24 protein-coding genes and 3 pseudogenes are annotated in these 23929 nt (G+C 34.1%); 8 read left to right on the top strand and 19 right to left on the bottom strand.

What is annotated here, in order from left to right:
- Positions 1-130 precede the first annotated feature (130 nt).
- The gene (locus AB9L17_RS10125) at positions 131-427 is read right to left on the bottom strand and encodes a DUF2087 domain-containing protein (RefSeq protein ID WP_375200531.1); all 297 of its coding nucleotides are present in this window, start codon (positions 425-427) and stop codon (positions 131-133) included.
- Positions 428-669: 242 nt separating this feature from the next.
- Positions 670-843: a hypothetical protein gene (locus AB9L17_RS10120; RefSeq protein WP_223556963.1), complete on the bottom strand. Its 174-nt coding sequence runs from the start codon at positions 841-843 to the stop codon at positions 670-672.
- A 313-nt stretch (positions 844-1156) separates the two neighbouring features.
- Here AB9L17_RS10120 and AB9L17_RS10115 point away from each other — a divergent pair, with 313 nt between their 5' ends.
- Positions 1157-1624 carry an HIT family protein gene (locus AB9L17_RS10115; protein WP_375200530.1) on the top strand — a complete coding sequence of 156 codons (468 nt, stop codon included), beginning with the start codon at positions 1157-1159 and terminating at the stop codon, positions 1622-1624.
- A 202-nt stretch (positions 1625-1826) separates the two neighbouring features.
- Here the strand turns inward: AB9L17_RS10115 and AB9L17_RS10110 are convergent.
- From AB9L17_RS10110 to AB9L17_RS10095, 4 genes and pseudogenes are all read right to left on the bottom strand, one after another.
- A pseudogene (locus tag AB9L17_RS10110) lies at positions 1827-2129 on the bottom strand (dihydrofolate reductase family protein); the annotation flags it as partial.
- 562 nt (positions 2130-2691) lie between these two features.
- Positions 2692-4821 (bottom strand): type IA DNA topoisomerase, encoded by a 2130-nt coding sequence (gene topB / locus AB9L17_RS10105; RefSeq protein WP_375200529.1) that lies wholly within the window; start codon positions 4819-4821, stop codon positions 2692-2694.
- A 295-nt stretch (positions 4822-5116) separates the two neighbouring features.
- On the bottom strand, positions 5117-5368 hold the full coding sequence (locus AB9L17_RS10100) for a hypothetical protein (RefSeq protein ID WP_375200528.1): 252 nt from the start codon (positions 5366-5368) through the stop codon (positions 5117-5119).
- A 381-nt stretch (positions 5369-5749) separates the two neighbouring features.
- Positions 5750-6214 carry a hypothetical protein gene (locus tag AB9L17_RS10095; RefSeq protein ID WP_068986311.1) on the bottom strand — a complete coding sequence of 155 codons (465 nt, stop codon included), beginning with the start codon at positions 6212-6214 and terminating at the stop codon, positions 5750-5752.
- A 188-nt stretch (positions 6215-6402) separates the two neighbouring features.
- Between AB9L17_RS10095 and AB9L17_RS10090 the strand changes: the two are divergent.
- A pseudogene (locus AB9L17_RS10090) lies at positions 6403-6820 on the top strand (DUF3888 domain-containing protein).
- 147 nt (positions 6821-6967) lie between these two features.
- Here AB9L17_RS10090 and AB9L17_RS10085 read toward each other — a convergent pair.
- Positions 6968-7378 (bottom strand): hypothetical protein, encoded by a 411-nt coding sequence (locus AB9L17_RS10085; protein WP_375200526.1) that lies wholly within the window; start codon positions 7376-7378, stop codon positions 6968-6970.
- Between the two features lie 418 nt (positions 7379-7796).
- The gene (locus AB9L17_RS10080) at positions 7797-8063 is read right to left on the bottom strand and encodes a hypothetical protein (RefSeq protein ID WP_375200525.1); all 267 of its coding nucleotides are present in this window, start codon (positions 8061-8063) and stop codon (positions 7797-7799) included.
- 206 nt (positions 8064-8269) lie between these two features.
- Between AB9L17_RS10080 and AB9L17_RS10075 the strand changes: the two genes are divergently transcribed.
- Both AB9L17_RS10075 and AB9L17_RS10070 read left to right on the top strand, forming a co-directional pair.
- On the top strand, positions 8270-9868 hold the full coding sequence (locus AB9L17_RS10075; RefSeq protein ID WP_375200524.1) for a GMC family oxidoreductase: 1599 nt from the start codon (positions 8270-8272) through the stop codon (positions 9866-9868).
- A 546-nt stretch (positions 9869-10414) separates the two neighbouring features.
- A complete protein-coding gene (locus tag AB9L17_RS10070; RefSeq protein WP_375200523.1) occupies positions 10415-10591 on the top strand; it encodes a hypothetical protein in 177 nt (58 codons plus the stop codon).
- Positions 10592-10719: 128 nt separating this feature from the next.
- On the opposite strand, the gene AB9L17_RS10065 is transcribed toward AB9L17_RS10070, so the two are convergent.
- From AB9L17_RS10065 to AB9L17_RS10055, 3 genes are all read right to left on the bottom strand, one after another.
- Positions 10720-10896 (bottom strand): hypothetical protein, encoded by a 177-nt coding sequence (locus AB9L17_RS10065; protein WP_375200522.1) that lies wholly within the window; start codon positions 10894-10896, stop codon positions 10720-10722.
- Positions 10890-11099, bottom strand: coding sequence for a hypothetical protein (locus AB9L17_RS10060; protein WP_375200521.1), 210 nt, complete (start codon positions 11097-11099; stop codon positions 10890-10892). The genes AB9L17_RS10065 and AB9L17_RS10060 overlap by 7 nt, the downstream gene beginning before the upstream one ends.
- A 330-nt stretch (positions 11100-11429) precedes the next feature.
- Entirely contained in the window at positions 11430-11840 is a 411-nt protein-coding gene (locus AB9L17_RS10055) for a YugN family protein (RefSeq protein WP_068986305.1), read from the bottom strand.
- A 691-nt stretch (positions 11841-12531) separates the two neighbouring features.
- On the opposite strand from AB9L17_RS10055, the gene AB9L17_RS10050 reads away from it, so the two are divergent.
- On the top strand, positions 12532-12975 hold the full coding sequence (locus tag AB9L17_RS10050) for a hypothetical protein (protein ID WP_375200520.1): 444 nt from the start codon (positions 12532-12534) through the stop codon (positions 12973-12975).
- A 182-nt stretch (positions 12976-13157) separates the two neighbouring features.
- Here AB9L17_RS10050 and AB9L17_RS10045 read toward each other — a convergent pair.
- A pseudogene (locus AB9L17_RS10045) lies at positions 13158-13400 on the bottom strand (SMI1/KNR4 family protein); the annotation flags it as partial.
- 137 nt (positions 13401-13537) lie between these two features.
- Positions 13538-14308, bottom strand: coding sequence for a hypothetical protein (locus AB9L17_RS10040; protein WP_375200519.1), 771 nt, complete (start codon positions 14306-14308; stop codon positions 13538-13540).
- Between the two features lie 865 nt (positions 14309-15173).
- On the opposite strand from AB9L17_RS10040, the gene AB9L17_RS10035 reads away from it, so the two are divergent.
- The 3 genes from AB9L17_RS10035 to AB9L17_RS10025 all read left to right on the top strand — a co-directional run bounded on the left by AB9L17_RS10035 (position 15174) and on the right by AB9L17_RS10025 (position 16529).
- Positions 15174-15644 (top strand): hypothetical protein, encoded by a 471-nt coding sequence (locus tag AB9L17_RS10035; RefSeq protein ID WP_375200518.1) that lies wholly within the window; start codon positions 15174-15176, stop codon positions 15642-15644.
- 12 nt (positions 15645-15656) lie between these two features.
- On the top strand, positions 15657-16154 hold the full coding sequence (locus AB9L17_RS10030; protein WP_375200517.1) for a hypothetical protein: 498 nt from the start codon (positions 15657-15659) through the stop codon (positions 16152-16154).
- 96 nt (positions 16155-16250) lie between these two features.
- A complete protein-coding gene (locus tag AB9L17_RS10025; RefSeq protein WP_375200516.1) occupies positions 16251-16529 on the top strand; it encodes a hypothetical protein in 279 nt (92 codons plus the stop codon).
- 1443 nt (positions 16530-17972) lie between these two features.
- Here AB9L17_RS10025 and AB9L17_RS10020 read toward each other — a convergent pair.
- The 6 genes from AB9L17_RS10020 to AB9L17_RS09995 form a co-directional block, all read right to left on the bottom strand.
- Positions 17973-18230 (bottom strand): hypothetical protein, encoded by a 258-nt coding sequence (locus AB9L17_RS10020; protein WP_068986329.1) that lies wholly within the window; start codon positions 18228-18230, stop codon positions 17973-17975.
- A gap of 1290 nt (positions 18231-19520) precedes the next feature.
- Entirely contained in the window at positions 19521-19865 is a 345-nt protein-coding gene (locus AB9L17_RS10015) for a DUF6176 family protein (RefSeq protein ID WP_375200515.1), read from the bottom strand.
- 57 nt (positions 19866-19922) lie between these two features.
- Complete coding sequence (locus AB9L17_RS10010) at positions 19923-20534, bottom strand: hypothetical protein (RefSeq protein WP_068986289.1); 612 nt, start codon at positions 20532-20534, stop codon at positions 19923-19925.
- A 65-nt stretch (positions 20535-20599) separates the two neighbouring features.
- Positions 20600-21718 (bottom strand): IS4 family transposase, encoded by a 1119-nt coding sequence (locus tag AB9L17_RS10005; RefSeq protein ID WP_375200514.1) that lies wholly within the window; start codon positions 21716-21718, stop codon positions 20600-20602.
- A 405-nt stretch (positions 21719-22123) separates the two neighbouring features.
- Positions 22124-22948 (bottom strand): sugar phosphate isomerase/epimerase family protein, encoded by an 825-nt coding sequence (locus AB9L17_RS10000; RefSeq protein ID WP_375200513.1) that lies wholly within the window; start codon positions 22946-22948, stop codon positions 22124-22126.
- Positions 22945-23919, bottom strand: coding sequence for a DUF6005 family protein (locus AB9L17_RS09995; RefSeq protein WP_375200512.1), 975 nt, complete (start codon positions 23917-23919; stop codon positions 22945-22947). Before AB9L17_RS09995 ends, AB9L17_RS10000 begins: the two co-directional genes overlap by 4 nt.
- Positions 23920-23929: the final 10 nt, after the last annotated feature.

Raw genomic sequence — 23929 nt, 5'->3', positions numbered from 1 at the left:
TGCGTCCGGAAAAGTAACTTAAATCAGCATTCATCTCACCGCCTATAGAGATGGAAGAATTGATTTCTTGTAATTGTTATTTAAACCAATTACGAGTAATTAAAATAAACTACGCTCGAAAAAGTTCATGTTAGACCTCTTTCACCCAATAGGTTGTACAATCATCGCTTCGATTTAGAAAACCATACTCTATTAAGTATCTTCTAAGTGAAACATAATCGCTATATATTGGCTTTAAAATCTCATTTACTTCTTTTTCACCATATTTACTACCTACCTCAAACTTCGTGACAATGTGTTGCAGCAAAATAATTTTTCTTTTTTCCTTGCTCGGAAAACTTTCAATAGAACCATCTAAGCCATGTTTAAAATACGTCGCTAGTACTTTTTCTTTCTCTTCAACTGTAATCGCATAACGCTCATCCACCTGTGTTGCCCCCCTTATGAATTGGCTCGTAAACTTTTGTTGTTTCCAGAGCCTGCATGATCACTAGAAAAACTTTTGCTTGTTTTTCTTTTTCATTTAATTTAAACCAATGCAGTTGAAACACTATTTGCAGAAATGCTATTAATAATTTCCTTAGCTGATGCCCCATGTGCAAATAGCTTAAGCAATTCCGTTTGGATATCTGATAATCTGTCAACCCCTTATCCAGTTGAACTAACGCTTCACCATATTCTTGCTCGATATGGAACTGTATATTTAGCTGTATACAATCGATCACTTATTTTGAAATCTTCTTGGGCATCAAATGTTTCCTTACAAAATATACATGCATAGGTATCACCAGTGTTTACATATCCATTCGATAATTCCTCAATTATCAAATCACCTACATTCACAAACACACCCTCACTTTGTTCACCTTTCAACAAACAATATACAATATGTTTACATATTTGTAAACAACATCACCACTCGTTTATAAAAAATTGAATAAAAAAGAAGAATCCATTTTAAATAGATTCCTCTTCAATATGCTCTTGCCTTGCTGAGAAAAACGAAACGAATTTTAACCAATTACAAATACGCTTGTGTTCTCAAATAATATAGTTCTTTAAAAGGTGGTAGATTTTTTATTTTCTATCATCTTTCTGATTTCCTTATATAATTAAAGTATGAAAAAATTTATAGTAGAAAAGGAGGTGAACTAGGTTGTATTCTCATAAGCCAAAAGATTATGAGTGTCCTTTTTGTCGAATTGTATCAGGTAAAGAAAAACAAAATAAAGGTACGAAACAAAGAGACATTATTTATCAAAATAAACATGTAACAGCATTTATTGCGAGCAAATGGTGGCCTAATAATAAAGGACATATTCTAGTTGTTCCGAACGAACATTTTGAAAATATATATGAACTTCCAGCAGAAATGGCTGCTGAAATCCATCGTGTTGCGCAATTAACAGCATTGGCAATGAAAAATACATACGGATGTAATGGGATTTCTACTCGACAGCATAATGAGCCTGCTGGAAATCAAGATGTGTGGCATTATCATCTTCATGTATATCCCAGATATAAAGGTGACAATCTTTACATGACGAAAGGTTTCTACACAGAACCTGATGAACGCCCTTTCTACGCGGAAAAATTACGGTCATGGATAGATAAAAATATTTAGTGCATTAATTAAGTTTTAATTCAAACTAATGGCTATGGACGTTTTTCGTTTTTCGAAAATTAAATATTAGGAAAGCCCATCTATCGATAAAGCTGATAGATGGTGCTTTTTTTCAACTAGCCAAATTACAACTAGATTTCTTACGAAGGACTTTTTAGACAATATATGGAAACAAACCCTAGAGTACACAACATACACTATGCTAGTTCTCTTCTTGATTCACCTTATAATGTAGTTGTACAAACTGTCCATATCGTCTTGTATTCATTAAAATTAAATCTATCTGTGGATTTTTTTCTTTAAACATCGGAATACCAGCGCCTAATATATGGGGTGTGACTGTAATAATATACTCGTCAATTAAATTTGCTTTTATAAAAGCATCAAGTATATCTGCTCCACCGACCATCCATATTTTAGAGCCTTCTTGTTCTCTTAATTTTTTTGTAAACTCTACTACATCTTCATTGACAAAGTCTACATATTCATTCGAACCTTTTTCTGAAGTGAGCAATAAATCCATCTAAGCTTGTAGCAATATAAAGAACAACTTCACGTGACATATTTTAAACTCTCCTTCTCTTTGAAAAACTCAAAAGGTACAAACACTATATTACCCATAAAACATGCCAAGTAATGACATGATTAAATAAAAAAGAGAAAAAATTCTTTATGAAATACACTTAATACTTTTCGAAGCATTCTTCACTTTAGTAAACTGTTCCGTAGACTAATAATTACTTCACCATTGTTTTTGTAGGCTCCTTCTTCATAGTGGCTAAAAATTATCGTTTTTCCAGATGACAAATTTACAGCCCTTTTTCCAGTTGCTGCAGCTGAATACTTTTTGTCCTTCGATCACGCCATGACCACATAAAAATCTAATCGGTATGAATTTTAATTTAGAGAAAAATCTAAGTCTAGAGAATTTGGATTCGTTTTTCCCTGAAATCAATCCAGAAGTAAATAGTGATGATGATGAAAAAGGAAGGCGAATTTCAAAAAATTGCAAGATAAATTCAATTTATACGTTTTTTTGCGGAATAGATTATAAATCTCTTCCTCTTTTACTTTTCATTAAACTCAAATTCAATTTTTCCTTCTACTAAACGGAGTGACGCATTAAATTGTTTACCATTCTTTGATTTAAATCCTTTAACCACAGCTGTTTTACCAATTTTACATAAATCATTAATGTTCTTTTCAGTTAGTTTTTTTCCTAATAACCTTCCTGGGAACGTTTGCTTACAACCATTTTTATAATTCGAGCAACCGTAAAAGCTTTTACGCAAACCTATTTTTCCTACTTTACATGTCGGACACATCACAATATCTTTCACAACAGCTGGTTTAAACTGCTCAGCATCAATTGTGAGTGACTCTAACTGTTTAGGCACCTCCGCTATTAATTGATTAACAAACTTGCCTATACTTTCAATGAAATGTTTAGCAGAGCCTTCCCCACGACCAATTTTATTTAAATAAATTTCCCATTTAGCTGTCATAGAGGGACTAGAAAGTAATGTCCCTTCAATCGCTCTACATAAAAGCTCTCCCTTTGGAGTGATACTTACGATATTTTTCTTTACTTCGATAAATCCATGCTTTTTAATCGTCTCTATAATGCCACTCCGAGTTGCTTCTGTACCAATACCTTCAATCGATTTCAGCACCTCGATTTCTTCTTCATCCTCAACTGATTTACCACATGTTTTCATCATCGTTATGAGTTGCCCTTCTGTATAAGGTTTAGGAGGTGTTGTCGTGCCCTCTAGAATAGAAACCTTACTTTGTACCATTTCATCTTGGAAAACGACAGGTAACGACTCTTCACGCTCCTGCAACTCTTTTTCACTTGAAAACAATTCTTTCCAACCTTTTTCAAGTTCTGTTTTCCCTACCGTTTTAAACTCTAAATTTTTGACATTCGTTATAATCGTTTTTTCATCGTATTCATAATCTTGATGAAACATGGCGAGTGTCGTATTGACTATTTCGAAATAAATATTTCGTTCATCAGCATTCATTGATTGTAACGCTTTTTCTGTCGGCACTTTTTTCGTTGGAATAATAGCATAGTGCTCCCCTACGTTGGCACTGTCGACGTAGCGTTTGTTATTTCCTCGATTGATCGCATTAAATGACTTTCCTACGAGCTGCTGATATTTTGCCAATGATTCATTTAAATAGGCAAATTCATTATGTGTAATGAGCTGTGAATCGGTACGTGGGTAAGAAACTAGCTTTTTCTCATAAAGTGATTGCGTAAGTTTCAACACATGCGACGGACTGTATTTCCAACGTCTATTAGCGGCGGCTTGTAATGTTGATAACGCATGTAGTTTGGGTGGTGCAATACGCTTCGTTTTGTTCGTTACACTTGTAATTAAACCTGTATCCATCGGTTCAACCCCATGTTGTTGCAATAATTGCACAGCCTCTGCACGCTCTTTTGTTTTTAACTTTGCCTTCCCTTTATACACACCATTTTGTGCTTTAAAAACCCCTTCAATTTCATAAAAATTTTCGGGTTTGAAATGTTCGATTTCCTGTTGTCTTTTATAAATTAAATATACGGTTGGCGATTGCACACGTCCGATGGAGATACTACCTTTAAAGCCTTTTTTTTGTAAAAGTAGCGTGTATAGACGACTACAGTTCATCCCTACTAACCAATCGCTAATTTGACGTGTTTTTGCTTCTTGGTACATGAGCAAATCACGCTCATTACTTTGCATATTATTAAAACCTTTTCGAATTTCCTCAACCTCTAATGAATTGATCCATAATCGTTTAACAGGCTTATTTACTTTCGTCATTTTTAAAAGTGAGTAAAAGATATTTGAGCCCTCACGTTCACTATCGCAGCAATTATAAATCATTGTTACTTGCGGATCACTAAAGATTTTTTTTACTGCATTAAATTGTGTATACATTTTAGAGACAACTTTATCCTCAAATTTTTGTGGAATGATCGGTAATGATCCAAGCGACCATTTCTCCCATTCCTTTTGATATTCTTTTGGTTCCTTTAATTCAACAAGATGACCAACTGCCCAAGTAATTACTGCACCTTCAGGAAAAGTAGAACAAGGTTCCAATTCAATAAGTATTTTCTCTTTTTGTTTAATTTTAAATGCGTCTGCATAAGCTCTTGCTTGAGATGGTTTCTCTGCCAAAATTGCGATTTTTCCCATTAATCATCACATCTTCTTTAAAATATTTTAGTAGATTTTTATATAAAAACATAAAACTCAACTAATCAGATTAGTTGAGTTTATTGTGAAATACCTTACTACTATTCTACTTTAAACAATTTAAAATAGCACTTACTAAGATCTTTGTACCAGAAGCACCCTTCAAATATTTTAAATCTAACAACAAACCTAATCTTGAAACAAAATGAACATAATAAAAGAGGTGTCTTATGGTCCATAACAGGCCATTGGACAACCTCTTTTTAATTCTCAATATTAAATATTGTATATCCTTTTACTTTTCTCCTCTATATATTGTTTTGTATGTATGGATTATGTTTCCACGACTATCGTATAGTATAGCTTTACCAGCAGTTGCATTGTATTTATCCATCCCTTCTTTTACCATACGTTCCTGATATTCTTCTAATTCTTGTGGTGTTATCTTGTTACTTGATACTTCAGTGTTATTTTCTTGCGCCAAAATAGAATGAGGAACGAAAAGAACGCTGCTGCTGAATAGAATTGTAGTTAATAATTTTTTCATTTACACAGTCCTCCTTTCTCTATTATGGGATTTTTTTATTTATCAGTATATATATGTACAAGCTATGTTATAGAGCTAGGATTTATTACGTTAGGTAGATTTTTTTTGGTCAAGCTGTGAAAATTCACGACATCTATCCATGAAAATAAAGTATTTCGTTAGAAGTTCATTTCAACACTTATTTTTTCTTCCTATTTAGTTGACGTTTCCTACGACCCAGATATAAAGAATTTGTAATTCAAATTATTAAATCGGTTTACGGTATACCAATAGAACATGTAAGGAATACCTTCATATATACAAGTCCTTTTGTTATGTTTCCTCAACCTTTCCTGAAGCTCCACACATGACTACGTAGCTCCATCAACAACCTATGTAAATTTATAAGACGTCGCAGATGGTAATAATAAAATCTGCGAAATATAGTTCAGTTACTGAGAGTTTCGTTAAAAAGACAAGGGCTTCCACATCTCCTATTTTATAAATACCCTTACTATGGGAAAATAGTTTTCGAAAGAGATTCGCCTCCGATCGATTTAAGCAACTTAATTTATATTTGAACGCTTCTTTACTCAATCCTTTTTTATAAATGTGTACATACACTCCACTCTCTTTTAGATGAAAAAGTTGCGTAAAAGTATCCAAGAAATTTGCACCATACTTTAAATTATGATTTTTTCCCAATAACTCAGATGCCTCTTCTTCAGTAAGAACACGATTGAATACATCCATAATACCGATATGATTGTATAACTCACTTGGCTTTTCAAGAAGGTGAGTGTTAAATCTTTTATATTTTGAATGCAGGATATTGATTTCTTCGTTTGTTGCCAATGTTAATTTCATAATTTACCTCGATTGTTTGCTTGGACTAACATTATTTTATCATCTTGTTTAACTAAACCACGCCTTTAATTTAGCTCTACTTCTTATTGAAATACAGCTACCCATTACTTCAATAAGTACATACTTTATTCAATAAAGGAAACAATACAATTAATTAGATAAAGTCGCAAAGAGGTGTATTGAAGATAATGAAAAAGAAGATGTTAATCCGTTTTTATAGTATCCCTTTTTCTTATTACTTCTTTTCAAAAAATAATCGTTTCGGCAGCTAAACCAACTCAAGATTCTGAGGAACTTAGATTACAGGATATGCTTATGTTGATGCTTACTCCTTATATTGAAAAAGATTTGACTAACTATTATTATCCGAAGATTTTTAAGGATGTTTCACCTCATGTAACTCCGTGGAAAATTGAATTGATTGAAACTAAAAGAAATCATTACCGAGGCTTTGATTTGCAAATTACTTTTGAAATTGAACCAACTGATGGCGGTCATAATATTTCATTAGGGAAGGATCGAATGACTTATGAAATATCTGCTGGATCTGAGGTTAAATTGATAAATCACACTCACCTAGAGACGTATAAATATCCTCCAGAATAATTAAATACTTATATCGACTTTCCCCGTTTCTTTGCGAAAAGATAAAATAGCCATATTAAACAAGCCAGCACCGTTAGTTTAAGTAGAAAAAGGCTCTACCCCTTATTGAAGTAAAACCTTCACTAGTTGAATTAAAGGTAATAATTCTTATTGAGATAAATGTTTGTAATCTAATACTTCAATTTTGAAACCGTGATTACATTGCTGTTTATTAATTTTGTCACTATCACAGGATGGGGATATCCTAACTTTAACTACATCTTCTTTAGCATCCTCAAAATTTTTCGAAGGGATTTCAATTTTCACAGTAACGTCATAGGAATGATTATCATTGTAAGTAATATCTAAAATCCTTTTCCATTGCCAGTCAAAAAGTGTATCCTTCCCATACTCTTTTATTACTCTTTTATCTACAGTTGGAAATATTATGTCTGAAATAATGTCTTCTGTTGTGACATACATTTCTTCTACTTTTGGAACAGTTTCTGATTTAACAACTTGCGTAGAAGTAAGAACAATAAATAAAAATCCTAATAAGATTAAGTATTGCTTAACCATCAAGATTCACCTCTGATTTATGTTTACTCCTTATTATTAGTATCTTGCTACTTTTTATTCGATTAACCTCCATTAGTTCATAAAGAAGTAAAGCACCCGTTACTTTAAGTATATTTTTTCACATACTTAACCCATTGGCATAAAAAGGCTACTTCAAAATAGCCAAATCATAGGGGGTAAAACTACCAGCAAAAATAAGCCAGTAAACATTATACTTTATGTATTGTTTTCTATTTACGCCTTCTTTTAATTCCCATAGCCCTAAAGTTATAAAATATAGTCCAACCAAAACCGAGATAATTGGAAATATCAATAACTAAACCAACCATTTGGACACCTCCCTTTAAAATCCTTCTTTGACCGTTAACCACCCATTTAGCGCAAAAACCAGCGCTACATCACAGAAAATGAAAGATGATTAAGTTCTTTCATGGGAGTTGAGAAAAAAATAAGAGCTGTTTAGACGCTCAATGTTCTTTTCAAAAGAAAGGGCAAATGGAAGTGCGAGAGGGGATCGAGTAGTTCGTCCAAGAATGGTAGCTTTAATATCGCGAAGGCGCTGTACAACACAAACAGGTGTTGCAGTAATAACTTCCCCACCGATGATATTAGCAAGTCGTTGACAATTTATTGGACTTGCGCAACCGTAATCTTTTTCTGATTGGTAATGATTGTCATACTCCAATCTATTCACCTCCCTTTATTTTAATAGTAATAATATATTCTCAAGTGTGTAATGTGACTGGGAATTATACCGTCAAGTGCCTTTTATTCTATCTATTCCCAAACCCTCTGCCAAACCCTTTTTAACTTTAATAGCATAATTACTTTACCTATTTCTTCCACACCATTTCACATAAGATAACTAAAAATAGAAAAGGAGATAGTGAAGTGGATTCTAAACATTCAAATAATACATTTGATTTTATTGTTGTCGGGACGGGACCAGCTGGAGCAGTTATAGCTAAAACACTAACAGACGATAAAAAAACCTCAGTCTTAGTCCTAGAGGCAGGAGAAAACAATGATAGAGATAAACCAATTCGAGATTCTAGATTCACTCCTGAACTAGAAGCGCAGTTTTTCGCAGAATATTTTTGGCAAGGTGAAGGAGTGCCTCAACCTGAAGTAGATGACAGAACATTTGAATGGACTACGGGGCGGCTTTCTGGGGGCGGGTCTTCAATTAATGGTGAACAGTATGTCAGACCTACACCAGCTGTTTTAAAAGAATGGGAACGTCTTTTAGGTAACTTATGGTCCCCCGAACGAGCAAATCGTAGCTTTAAACAGTTAGAAGATTTTCATGGAGAAACAAGTAATCCTGAATTTCATGGCTTCAATGGTCGTATAGATATCAGGCAAGCCCCTAAAAATCCACCAATTATAACGAAAAAATTAGTTTCAGCGATCGAACAAGCAACAGGTTATAAACAAATTCTTGACTATAATAACCCAAAAACCCCTATTGGTCCTTTTACTCAATGGCAACTATTTCAAAAGATTAATGGAGAACGTGAAAGCTCTTCTACCGCATTTTTATCTTCAGACATTATGACTCCTGGTGGATACGGGGTGAATGGACGTAAGTTAAGGGTTGTTTATAAATCAACCGGACTTCGTATTTTATTTAGGGAGAATACAGCAATAGGTATTGAATATCTACAGGAAGGTAAAAAGGTCCAAGCTTTTGCCCGTAAAAAAGTAATTATTTCAGCAGGTATAAACAGTGCGCAGCTATTAATGTTATCTGGAATCGGACCTTCAAATGACCTACATCAGGCCGGTATCCCCGTTATTTTTAACAATCCAAATGTAGGGAAACATTTAACTAATCATACCTTAAACACTGCTACATTTAGTGTGAATCCAAAAGATATTCCTCAGCTTCAAAACGATCCCTTTGCCCTTTACACAGGAGGTGCCTTCTTACCAAATCCACTAAATAGTAGTATCAATCACCGCCGAGGAGTTCAACTCATTGGGATTGTTGCAGAAGAAAGTTTAAATATTGCTATTTTATTTTTACAACCAAAAAGTCGAGGAGCCATTAAAATACAAAATAACGACCCCTTAAAAATTGTCCTTGCGGATGAAGGTTTCTTAGAAAATGAATATGACCTAGAAGCAATAAAGGCTATTTACAGAGTTTATATTAAAGGCATTGCGGAAAAACTTTCAAAAATTGACCCAAATTATCAGCTTGTAAATCCAACATTAGAGACCATTGATAATGATGATGAACTTGAAAACTTTATTAGAGAAAATTTTGATCATAATCACCATCAACAAAGCTCACTTCGAATGGCCCCTATTGAAAAAGGTGGAGTAGTAGATCGGTATGGCAATGTACATGGCGTTAATAATTTAATGGTTGCTGATGCACAAATCATTCCTTTTACAGTTGACGGTAACACGTCTGCATCTGCATACCTAATTGGATATACCATTGCAAAACGTTTAATGGGGGGTAACGCTTTTGAACAATAAACTTATTAACATTACAGGTCTTATTCACACGGTTAATATGTATACATTGGGCGTATGTTAGAGCAGACTTTTTCTAAAAAGTGACTCATTTATGTTTCTAGTAAATGTAAACTTATCCTCCCTCTATAAACATTGATGTATCAACGCTTTCCATCACTTCATGATGAAAAAAATAATTTTTTCACTTCATAGGAAGAGGCCTGCTATGCTGCACCGGAGTCTCATAGTCTGAGTTTAGTTATTCTGCTGGCTTCTCCGTGTCATCCTTCTTGTTTGAATCCATCATAATTCAGGTTTTCATCTTCCTTTTCAATTATAAGTCCTATGTCGGTAAAATCTATTAGCTCACCACCGATATTACCAGCATACTGTACCTGGACAGAGAGTGCTGGTAAAAGGAAATCAACTAATATGAAGAAAGGAAACAAATACTTGAAATCAGCTTTAATAGAAGCTGCTCATTCTGCCAGAGGATCCAAAACCTACCTGTGTGCAATGTATAGACGAACTGCTTCGCGAAAAGGTAAAAAGCGAGCAGGAATATCCGTGGCCCATGCAATTTTAAGAATCGCCTACTATCTCCTAACACGCAAAGAAATGTACGTAGACTTAGGTAAAGATTACTTTGACAAGCAAAAAGAACAATCTATTGTACGATATTCAGTTCGAAGACTTGAAAACTTAGGGTATAACGTCACAATCGTTGAACCGGATGCCTCCTAATCCAACAAATAATTCTTTCCTAATTTTGACGCTGCAAATTTTAAAAAACAAATGAGCTGCGTCTGCTTTCGTGTTGTCTTTATTCCGAAATAGAAGAGTTTTATTTTCATGGGAGTTGAATAAGGGAACTATTCGTTTCGATTATTACACGTTAAAAAAAGCCACTGTATTCTAGTTGTTGGCTTGCGACCTAGTAGCATTTGTAGATCAGAATGTGATCCTTCTAGTCCACCTTCACGGATTCCTTTTTGTATCATGACTAGCATTGATACAAATTCTTCTGGCACGCCGGCCTCTTTTAGCATTTTTGCGTGTTCCTCAGAACTTTTCCTGTAACCTCATTAACTGCTTCAACGAAGTGTTGCTTTGTTAAGTTTTCATCTGCTAATTCGTATGCTTTATTATCGTGTTCATCACCTGCTAACACATTGGCAGTAGCTTCACCTAAATCTGGACGGTAGATCCAAGCTACATTCCCTTCTCCTACAGATGTAAACCCAAGGTGCACTGGGGATACACCATCGAATGATCTGATGATAGGAATGTTTACTAGACTATTAAAATAAAAATTGAAGCTGGAACAAAAGGATTTTAGCCAATTAAAAAAACGAACTATATTACAAAACGCTCATTTTGTGTTTCGTATTAATTCGTTTTTTTATATTGCTTTGTAAATTTAAAATTTTTCGGCTTTCATCATGGACAAATTAGTTACGTCCCTGCCTCTGCATTCATTTTTTTATTTTCAGCTACCCTTATATCCACCTTTTTCAACTTTTATTATTGCCGTAATTTTATATTATATATGGTTGTATACATCTGTTTTTTTAAATAGACCTCAAAACATACAGCTAATAATTTTTTTTATAGCTTGTTCTCCCGCATGTGCCCATTCATTTTTATTCCTAATATAACCGTCTTTATCAAGAGGATCTTGAAATTGGCTAATTCCCGTGGCACTCAATAAAGAATTTTTATCCTTGTCTAAACCAATATTTACGACATGCTTTATAACGTAAGGTTTCTGGAAAATAATAGATGCATCGTATTGGTCGAGCTCTCCTTCCAAAACTGAAAATGGAACTCTTAAGTAGATGGTTTCTCCTCCTTCTCTCCACAAAATGGAATCAAAGCATCCCCGATCATAATCCCAATTTCCTCCCAATGTATATCCTAGTTCTTTAATTCGGTAATTAATATAACCAAAAGTAGTCCTCTTTCCTTCAAGCTCCGTTTGTAACTCTAACAATACATTCCCTCCCGGCTTAAAATACTTATTGCCATTCTTACCAAAAAAATATATACGTATTCAAACTAATCAAAACAATAAATAGGACAAAAAAGCTTAAACAAAATATTTTTATAGATTAAAAAATCCGCTTTCCTTTATACAGGAAAAACGGACAGATGCCATATATTTTTAGTTGTTCGTATGCTTCTAATGCGCAAATTCAAGTAAGGAAATGATCTATGACTAACTATATTCCTTCAGCTCATTGTCGCATGTACAAATACTTCTTTTTCATCTCAAAACATAAAATCTTTTATTGATTTATAGTCCAAATCGTTAAATTTTGCACTAGGAGGTATATCCTATATGCGTGCGACTGGTCGTGCTGCTTGATCTTCACAAAAAATGTTTCTATATATATTAATGTATATTTCCGTATTTATCACAGTTAAATTCTATAGTAAAAACTTTATCAATTGATAAATTATTATAATGAACTTTTTTCTACTATTTACAGATGCGTCAGGCATTTCTAAAAAGAACAGTATCCAGATGTCTTTGCTCCTGCTTATGTCTTTAGGTTACTCTTTGGTTGTAGATTAACCAAAACACTAATTATGGTAATATTGAATGCCTTTGTATAAAATAATAAAAATATGTTAAAATAAGTATTTATTATAAAATAATAGATATACGAGGGGGATATTCAATGAAAAATTTGTTTTATTTAATGTTCATTGTGATGATTATAGCTGGTTGTAACGGAATACCTTCATCACAGTCCGATTCTGTTGAACAACCAGAGGGAAAAGTTATTGTAGATCATGAAGGTTACCCGATGATGATTGGCGAATTCGAATGGAAAGATGATGACTTTGAAGCTCGAAAAATTAGTCCATCCGATACATATGGCTTAGCAGAAGAATTTGAAACATTAACTGTTGAAAAAGGAGATAAAATAAAAATTAAAATTGATCAAAACCCATCTTCAATAATTGTATATCAGGAGAATGAAAATGGTACAATTGATAATTTTGAAATTCAAAATAACGAAATAACCCTTCCAACGGAAAAAGGATATTATATTTACGAAGTTGTTGCCAAGTGGAATGAAGGAAAATCAACTTATGTTTTCGATTTGAATATAGAATAAAAAATTCGATTTACTGAAGTACGGCTTAGTTTCAAAGCTACAAAAAAGACTGGAACTCACTTAATTAATGAGATTCGTGTCTTTTCAGGAGGAAACGTGATGGAAGGAATGCTGCTCCGTTTGTGAAAAAGCGACTGCTCTATTGAACAATCGCACTCCGTTATTGAAACAAGAACCAATATTTATTCGCCCATAAAGCCATCATTATTAAACACAAGTTCCCCATCTTCCTCAATCAGCTTATATGTTCCATCTTCGAGGCATTTTGTGATTTCGCCAAACCATTCTTCTAAGCTCCGTGATATAACTTTCCGTTCCTCCCAGTCGTGCCAGAACGTAATAACTTGACCCACCGTTCCTCCTTCATCAGGGTCTAAATCAATACAAATATCATCCCCTGTACCATTGGTGGCTATGGAAATCCATCGAGGATTCCATCAGTATTCCTCTTTTACTGGTCCCACAGCTTCGACTTCATCAAAATCCTCGAATACCTTATTATCTAAGAGTTCTTTCATTGTTTCCCACGTAAGTAAAGCACTCCGTTAGTTGAAAAAAATCCTTAACTCTCCCGCCTACATTGTATAGTGCTTTCTTTTTCAGAAATACCCTTTTGTATTGTAACTTTATTTATTTTAACACCATTTTCTGGGTTATCAGTCAACGTGATATGGATTCTATCAAAGGGAGCGTCACCATGATGTGCACTATAATTTAACGCACTTGCATGAACTATATGTCTTCTTGTATCGCCATCCATCCTTTCAACTTTATCTATTTTTGGACAAATGATAAAATCTGAATAAGTTTCAGCGAGATAGGAAAAATATCTGGTATATAAAGTTTCTTCAAGCAACTCATCTTTTGGTGCCCCAACACTTTCATATTTCCAGCCAACTAAGAGCCAATCATAAAGTTCTAGTGATTTCAATCGAACCTTTTTGTTATTTCGAGTATATATAACCTCACCATCTGCTATCGTACATGTTTTTACATGGTTTTCGGACACACAATTATATGCAGGTTCAATAACTGCAACGTCCCCATCTTTCATTTTTATTCTCATTATCGAGACTATGGGAGTTTTATTTAACTCAATTACTCCTTCGGAAGGACTTGCTGTGTTTATCCAGTTAACAACCTTACTGATAATCACTTCCTCATATCCATCATTTTCTTTAAATAAACGAGTTTCCCCATTTAAACGGTTTACTTGAATAAATGAAACAGCCTCTTTTTCTAATTTTGGTTGAAAACTCGCTTTTACTAATAGTAATTGCATCGAGAAAAACAATCCAAAAATCACCGTGACTAGTATGACTAACTTTCTCAAGAATTATCGCCACCTCTATTGTGAATTTTGTAGGTATTTTCCCCTTATATTAAAAATAAATACTTAAAGAACAAAGATGCAAATCAAACAGATTACGATACAAAAAGGAACGTCATTCAATAGCCCTTCTTGTTCATACAGATAGGTAAGCTTTTGAAGTTATCGCCAGCTTTTCCCCCTGTTCACACCGTACGTGCGACTTTCATCGCATACGGCGTTCCAACTAATCCAATTTATTCTTTCTATATCTTAAGCAGACGAGTGCTTTTCTTCCATTATTAGATTATTTCATTGTTACATTTCAGTCGTAAATTATTTACTTTTACTATTTGCTTATTCGAAAGCTTTACAGCTTTTAAGAGTGTTTTAATTTTTGCCTGGTCTTTCAAATGTATAAGTTGTTATAGCCTTATTGAAAATTATTAAGTTCGAATAACTATCATCTTTTGAAATTTTAAACGGATTAATATGATGACAATGCCAATCATTAATACCTAATTCTTCACCTAAAATGGCGCATTTACCATACTGGGCAATGAACTTACTGATTCTGTTGTCGTTGTACTCAATATGGCTCCTGTTTTGTTACTTGTTAATATTTCAATTAACATGAATAAGACTGTTAGGGAAATGGGGAATACCCTTAGATAAACTAAATTTTTTATTATTAGCTACCTTATATTTTTTACATTAAAAAAACTAAAATTATTTATATGGTTTTTATTAGAAAAATATGGTTTGCAGGACAAGTATGTAGTGTTATTATTTTTGTATAACAACTATATATTTCCAGTGATTACAAAAAATTATAAAGTAGTAGTATTACGAAAGGGGAAGTAAACTATATGAAAAAGGTAAGTTGTTGTTGCAAAAAAAAGTTATATTAGCGTTATTTAGTTTGTTATTATTCACAATGTTTTCCACCACTTCAGCTATGGCCGCTGTAAAATTTGAAATTGATAATGATTCTGATACGTATAAAAATTCCATGACTGGCAATTGGCAAAAATTAAGTCCTGGAAATTATGGTGATTCTCGAATATTTTATGGAAGTGGTTCTGGGGAATATTGGTGGATAATTAATCCTGGTGACTATAATTCATCCCTTAATATGATGGTTTACTTGAATAATTCGTCGTTCAATAATTCTAAAGCTAGTTATTATGCAAATGCCCAATTTATATGTGATTTAGATCAACAATATGCTCCTACATGGTCAAGATTATATCCATCAGTCGCATTTCAAAAAAATGTAGATAATTATTTTTCGGTGTCTGCTAAATATAGCCCTTCTAATAGGAATACAGGTGCAGATACAGTTACATTCAATTACTAAAGGAGGATTAATATGTCTAAAAAAATTAAAATGATTGCTATACCATTACTTGCTGTATCAATATCCTCAATAGGTGTATATTCATCTTTATCAAATAATGATAAAGTAGCGGATAAAGTAGAAGCTAGTTCTATCAATTCTGAGGAATTAGCAAAACAATCTATCCAAGATAAAATGCTTAATAGTGTTGATTATTTTAAAAATGCAAAAGGTTCTTTTCGTTATTATATAAAAAAGAGCAACATAGATGATACGGTTACCTTTAATGTTAACCTCAATGGTAAACCAGGTAGTTATGTAAAAACTATTAATAACCAGGATCAATCTAGTATTGAAACTACATTTGATGGAGATAATCGTTTGAATGTTGATAATGAAAATAAAACATATACCGTTGATCCGGTGCTAGAAGCTGATTCTAATAGTCCAACTCCGCCAAAGTCAGCTAAGGGACGTTACTTAAAAGGACAAGATGGTTTTATAATTTCCCGCGATCCTGCAAATATGTGACAAGCTAGTTCAGTTTTAAATAATCAATATATTGCTCTAGGCTTCTTAGAAGATTACAACAAATGGGAAATTAATGAGGATGATGAGTTTTTAGGTTTGCCAGCAACCGTTATAACTGGCGAACTTCCAGACATGTATAAAGAACGTTTTGATGGTGAGTTATTTAAAATTTGGGTTCACAAAGATACAGGCATTATTCTGAATCTAGAAATATATGATGATTCGAAGGAAATAGTAAATAACATTAAATTAAATGACATAAAATTAAATACGAATAAAATTACATCATATTCTATATCAGATGATGCTGAAGAATTTAAAATTGAAATACCTGAAAACTATAAAGAAGACAAACATGAAATCCCTAATAAGTAATGATTTTTCAAGGGAAAAACCAACTTCTATCAAAGGTCACAAATTAATATATTGGAAGTAGTATGGTTGGTGGCGATTAAGGATTCTTTTCTATTATGTTATTGAACTGTTATTTGAAAGTACTTCTAAGACGCTCATATTTGCGTTTTAAGGCGTATTTTCCTTTTAATGGAACTGAGCTTACTGATTGTCCATTCAGAAATTCACGTAGTGGGATTAATACTTAACGGGATAGCAACATCTTGCTTTGCCCCTAACTGTTATCGCACGTGCTATCCCTTTAACATCTTCATAATGTTCAGAAAAAATATTAAAAAATATTTACTACCATAAAACTGTAACAACCTCACCGTTATGTTCTTTAAATTCGATTTCCTAGGTCATCCACATACAGCAATTATAGTAGTGTTAAGCAAATTTGCTTAAGCACCTTTAAAATTTATTGACTTCAGGTCACTGTCCCAAGTGACCCTTTTGAATTAATTAGATATGGAAATTCCACCATAGAATGATTGATCTATAAAATCTTAACAGTAATTTGCCTTGTTTTATATATGTGATTTTTTCATACAGATAGGTAAGCTTTTGAAGTTATCGCCAGCTTTTCCCCCTGTCCACACAGTACGTGCGACTTTCACCGCATATGGCGTTCCAACTAATCCAATTCACTTAATCATCAACACTTCTGATATCAAAATACCCTCTATATCTCAATTCTTCCGTTTCAATAAGTCGGTGCCTCCCTTGGAAGGTGAACCTCTTTTAGTCTCACGAGAACCTTATTAACCGATAAAGATTTGCCAAGCATGATTAAGTAATTCTTCATTAGTCTAGTGGCTATCCCTCCACGTTATCAGCTTACAATGTTGAATTATATCTATTACAGAATGAACTTAGGTGCTTCCTGTAAGCCTGTTAGCGTTCATACGCCTGTAACGTATCGTGGATTTTCATATTAGTTAGTCTTACTCACCCACATCTAACCACAATTTGGTGATATACACATTTCTATGTATCGCAGTTATAAACCCGTACATTCAGAAGTTCGTCAGCTTAACCCTTTCTTTTAGGTTTATTCGCATTCTCACCATATTCATTCAACTCAAGCATCATGATTTACACCACCCCCACGGGTAGGCTTTCGTCAGCCGAACTGTTACGGTAAATTCTCACGCATTTTCGCCGAGCTTATAACACTTTCATTCTTACTAAATTCAGTGCTATTCGACTAAGAGAGAACCCTTCTGAGCGTTACCTCTTCATTTGATTCTTCGAAGGAACTGCCTAGCTTTACCAGAGTAATGTGATCATTCTCCATTTGAGCTAGGAACATTTCGCACAACTATCCTGCTCCGTTCAATAAAGAAAAAAAGAGCTGCATATGCAACTCATTGTTGTTCAAGTAAAGCACTCGTTAGTTGAAAAAGCTAACATCAGAAGAAGCTATTCTGTTGGATTAGAAAAAGATTGCTGTTTTTCCCAATCAGAAGAACCGATTTTCATCCAATACTCCCCTTTTTGTTTATCAAAAATGATAAAGTAATCGGATGCTATTGTGATAAAATCATATCTATTTTGTTCGTTATCAGTCTTTTCAATATCTATATGATTGGTTATTAAAGATTGGGAAATTAACCATGAACTTAAAACAATACATATTCCCAAGAACACAATAGAAAAAGGTTGTAAACTTTTACTCATTAACCTTTCCTCCTCGTATAAAATTGATTTCTCTAACCATTCATTATTTCCTTCTTCAATTAACCTATAAATCATAATTGCCTACGACTCCTACGTACTCGAATCGTTGCTCTGAATATTCATTTCGTTGCCCATTATGTATGAGCAATAATTCCTTAAAACTATTGGGAAACGTTATTCCCATCATTTATCAGTTTTAGCAGCTGGTTCATTAAAACTTACTACTATCTCAAGTTTTTTATAACCACTTCAATATCAATCCGAGTAATTTTCCTCACCAAAATCATTTCACTTGCCCAAAAATAACTACCTCTTAAACATTCTCCAGTTTCCTCATTTTTCTTTGCCATGCTAAAAATGTTTTGATAAATAAAGAAGGTTGCCCTCCATTCGGAACCACCCTCAAACCTTACGACAACGTCAGTATTATCATCATCTTCATTCCATAACTGTTCCCACTGTTCAGCTTCAATCCAAACGGAATACCGGAGTATTTGTCACATTTATTCCCCTCTTGATACACCTATGATATTTCAATAACTGCACCGTTAGCCATCCATGAAGTGCAAAAATCAGCACTTCACCACAGAAAATGAAAAATGATTAAGTTCTTTCATGGGAGTTTAAGAAGAACAGCGAAGCTTATTAAACAATCGCGCGCTATTGTTGAAGATCACAAAATATAAAAAGTGACGACTGCATACATACGTTGTAATGAAATAAACTAAACTAATAAAGTACAAATGATTTTGGGCTTTATTAGTTTAATTTGACTCTTCACTAGGAGTTGGATAATTACGGAATATGAGGTAGGAATTATTAAGAAAAGAAGGAGAGATAGGATGTTCGATCAAGTTGCGTATTTTATTTTTCAAGCCCTGGTAATTCTAACGGTTTTGGTTGTTGTAATTGGAATCCCTCTTGGGGATACACTGTTGAGAAAAAAATAAGGACGCTAGGACATAAGTATATATCCAAAGCAAAATTTAAAAATTTCACATTAAAAAGCGCGAAAAATCAACGTCTCTAAAATTGATTTCTCACGCTTTTTATGATTTGGGTCAGTTATGTCCCAGCATTTTTTTGATTTTACGTCTTCCTTCGTTTCTATAATAGATTTAGGGATTGGTGAAAAATAGTGGACCATATTGAAGTAAAGCCCCACTAGCCATCCATGAAGTGCAAAAATTAGCACTTCACCACAGAAAATGAAAGATGATTATGTTCTTTTATGGGAGTTGAATAAAAAATATGAGTTGTCTAAACATCTCAAAATTGTTTAAAAAGTGCTTACTTCATAGAATTTCGTACTTTTTCAGGAATCATCACTACCTCAGTTTGTAAAGCTACAGGTTTAAAGGTTTTATCAATACATTCATCCCAGTATTCAATGTGTTTTTTATCAATCCAATGTTCTGATTCATCGACATCAATTCCACCTGTCACTTGAACAACATACCAATACAAATATTCTTCTCCACCTAAAACTTCTCGAAAAATTGTTTCAACGTACATTTTCTCGCCTTCAAGGGTAACTAGTACATCTTCCATATTTTCATTCAGGAAAGCCAACCACTCATTTCCTTTTTCTGTTTTATTTTGTTTCACTCGATCTCGCGTGCACTCAATATTCATTGTACTTTGTTCTTTTCTTTTAATAATCCACATTCATTCTGCTATATTTTGCTTTATTTAAAATTCCGTACTCCATCCTTCAGTTTCATTATCATACAAAAAATTTACATATGCATGTTCAACATTCAATTCATGCTGTAAATAATCAATAAAAGATTGAAACATTTCTTCGTTTACTTCTTCTTTTTTGTTATTTAACCTAATAATAAGCGTAGGTGTACCTCTTGTATGATATGTAGGCGTAAATGAAATACTTTCCGGTTCCCCAAATGTTTTAGTTATATAACTATGAACTTTTGGTCTTAATTGTTCTATGAATTTTGCTTCTTCTTGAATTGTTATATCGTCTTCTATTTGTTTCGTATTTTTATTTTCATAAACCTTGAACGTTTTTTGTGTTTCTGTATTTAAAATCATTGCAGCATATTCAAAATCAGGGTATTGATCATCACTATCATGAAGGACATGGGAAATTTCGTATTTCATAGTTGGATATTTCTTTTGTATATATTGTTCTGCTTGTGAAATTACCTTTTCCTCCTCTTTTTCATCTGGTATCAACGATGCCTTATAATTAAATAATGAAAAGACAGTCCCGAATATTAGTAATATCACTATTCCTCCAATTGAAAAAATGAATATGCTCCAACCTCTTAGCCATTTACTCATCGTATTACCTCCTAATTTATTTACATAATGAGGTTTATTAGAACTTAGGAATATTATTGTATCCTTCAATGATATCCCCAAATCCTTGGTTGATGAGAGAATTCGCTACCGGTCGGAGAATTTCCTGCTTGGTTTCCACAAGATATTGTCATCCGTGTAAAACCTACGAATGATAAGGGTTTGGTATTATTCTTCTTCATTCCTTCTGTATGAAGAAATTTCAAACAAACATAGGCAATAAGGGCTGCGAATAGCTGATTGAATACGGCATTTTTCGTTGTACCGAATAGTACAGGTACGTTCAAGTTTTGCTTAATCCAACGAAAAAAGCATTCAATCGCCCAACGCGACTTATACATGTTGGCAATTTCTTCAGCGGTGATATCCATTAAACTTGTCACGACACGTATCTCTTTGCCCTCATGATCCATGAATTGAACGACACGATGGCGCTTTTTCGTTTGTTTTTGTGATGTTCCAAGCGTGCAAGTAAAATAAGCTGTCACATTGGAATCGCTGGTACGACTACCTTGGAGCGATTTTTTGTGATTTAATTGCACATTGTCTTTTAAACGCAACACGAAATGTTGATGTTCTTTCAGGTAACGATCGACTTTATCAATAGAAAAGTAGGCACGGTCACAAACGACGATAAACCTTTTATCTTCAAGGCATTCTCCAATGGGACCATCATGTTTTAAACCGGTTGTTTCTACGACTTTTAAGGGCATCGTAGTTTCATTAGTAAAACTAACATGTAATTTGATTCCTGAACGTTCGCCGTGATAGACAGCCCAAGGTAATCTTGTTTTGCCTACTGTAATTGTAGTTGAATCAACGGCTAATAACGTTTTTGGCATCTTCAACTGACGACGAGCTGCACGATTGAGTTTCCTGACAATCACTTCAAAAATACGTTTGATGATGCAGTAATCGAGTGCCTTTAAATGTTTAGAACGCGATGAATGATTCACCGAAACAAGACCGTTAATTGGACCCACATCCGCTGCGTGGCGTAAACTTTTCCACTTGTTCGTTGCAGCACCAATTAAATAAGAAATAAGAATAGGAACCGTACATTTTCGTGCTGTTTCTACATAACCGAATTCGCTTAAGATTGATTGCCATTCTTCCTCTGAAAGAAAGTTTTGAATGAGCGTAAGAATCGTGTTATTCTTGTTCAAGAGAGATTCCTCATTTCGTAATTGTTTGTGTCGTAACTAACATTTTACATGAGAATCTCTCTTTTTATTTAATTTTTATTGGAAGAAACTAGATAATCAACACGCGTGGTATTTTATTTAAGTTTGTTTTTTTACTTCTTATTCTGATCTCCATCAAATTGGCTTATTGCTCCCGAGTGTACCTATTCGTGCTAGTTAAATAGCTTATACCTTCTCTTTGTTTGCTTACTGAACTACTCACTAAATTTTTAACACTTAATTCCAAGAGCTTCATTAAGTTGTTTTATTGCTTCCTATATCGTTAATGTACCTGCCTCTACTTGGTTGAAAATTTCTTGTACTTAGTTTTTAGAAATCTCAACTATGTTCGCTGGTTTACATACTAGTTTTTTATCTCCCTTCATATTATATTTGCACCAACTGCACTGCCTTCTTAACCTCCTGAACATCTTTTGCTAATACACTCTTCACATTGGCTCCAAACCATTCCAATGACGCATCTACCTCCATGTTTGAATCTACTTCTGCTAGGAATTCACCATAATCAACTGCACCTTCAAACAATGGAACCATCCCTTCTCTAGACCCTGCTGCAGCATAAACATTGTTTGGAGCAAAAACACCAAGTTGTGCACGTGAGGCAATATTTTTAAAGTGAAAATGAGAGATATATGGACGAAGTTGCTTCATGGCGACAATAGGGTCCATCCCTGATTCCCATATATGTAAAACGTCAAAATTCACTCGTAGGCTTGAGTGATTCATTTCTTCGAGTAACTGCATTGTTGAAGGAAGATTATCTGTCAATGTGTTCGGATGAGTTTCAACAAGCAAATATTGTCCTTTTGACTCAAGATAATCACAGAGCATTCTAAGTCTAAAAATAAGTTCTTCCCTTTCTTTTGTACTCGTGTCTGAGCTGCCCTTCTTTCCTACAAATGTACGAATCTTATTTGTTCCCCAACGCCTTGCAAGTGAAGATAACCTCTCTGTTTCAGCCATCATCACAGAAACTGGTGCTTCTAATGGCAAATAATCACTAAGCATGCTTGTTTCCAAACCGTAGGAGCTTAGCCAATCTGCTCCATAATGAAGTTCATCTGCCAAGTTCTTTGCATGAACACCCCAGAGCTCGATTCCTTGAAAACCTTGCGTTTTTGCAAATTGGGCTAATTGGTCAATCGAGTGGAGATGGTGCCGAAACGAGATTGTACAGATAGATAGTTTCATACTATAACCTCTTTCTTGTGCTGTAATGTTAACCATGCTTGAAAGCATTCTTGTAATCCTTGCTTAATCTTGAACTCAAGGAGATTTTGTTCTTCTAACTTCACAAAAATATCTTCCGCTAATAACAAATTTTCCGTTAGCGCAAGCTTCATCGCTCGATACTGAATCGTTGTATAGCCATTCACTAGACGCTCAATTTCATCACACCATGTGTCAAAGCCTTCCTCTTCGCGGCCAAGCGCTTCCCAAAAAAATGCAAACGCATGCTCATATGCATACTTTCTAATCGCTATAACCGGCAATTGTTTTAATGCAGTCGGAAGTTTTTTCATCCTTTCTTTTTCTTTTCCTTCGATATACTCTTTAATAATTTCGGTAATTGCATCTGTCAACGGATTACAATGAAGCTTTATACATGTATTAAAATAGGCTTCAACCGTCTCTGTAGTTGGAGGAATAATCGTCTTTGCATCAAAGTAATAACCTCCTTCGACAGTTGGCTCTTGAATTGCAGCTAAAATTCTCTCCTTCGGTAAAATCCCTTCCCAGCGAAAATCAGGGTCATACATAAACCATTCTTCTTCATTTTCTGTCGATTCTAGCATCACATAATGAGGGAATGGACGTTGATGAAATTTATTCTCTCGCTCTGGAAGCATCGATAAATCCAGCATCACCATCACATATTGATGTGGAGATTTATTCTCTAATAATCCTAGCAGTTTGTTTATATTTTCTTGTTTTGATTGCTTTTCGTCATACCATTTGTAAAGCTTGATTCCATAGAGCATTTCATACCATGTTTGAAAGAAATGATGATCAATTTGATCAGAGTGGTATGCTAGCACTCCGTTATCAAGCACATCAAAGTCTGCGTCCCATACGCCAAAATAGTAGGGCCTATGATCGACGCCTTTCGTTTTCTTAATAACCTCACAAACACAGCTTACAAAACAATGAACTTTTATCATTTTTAGCCTC

Source organism: Lysinibacillus sp. RS11 (genome assembly GCF_042019215.1).
Classification (GTDB): Bacteria; Bacillota; Bacilli; order Bacillales_A; family Planococcaceae; genus Lysinibacillus; species Lysinibacillus xylanilyticus_A.
Note: the sequence above shows the minus strand (reverse complement) of the source record. Positions and strands in the feature narration are given on the sequence as shown.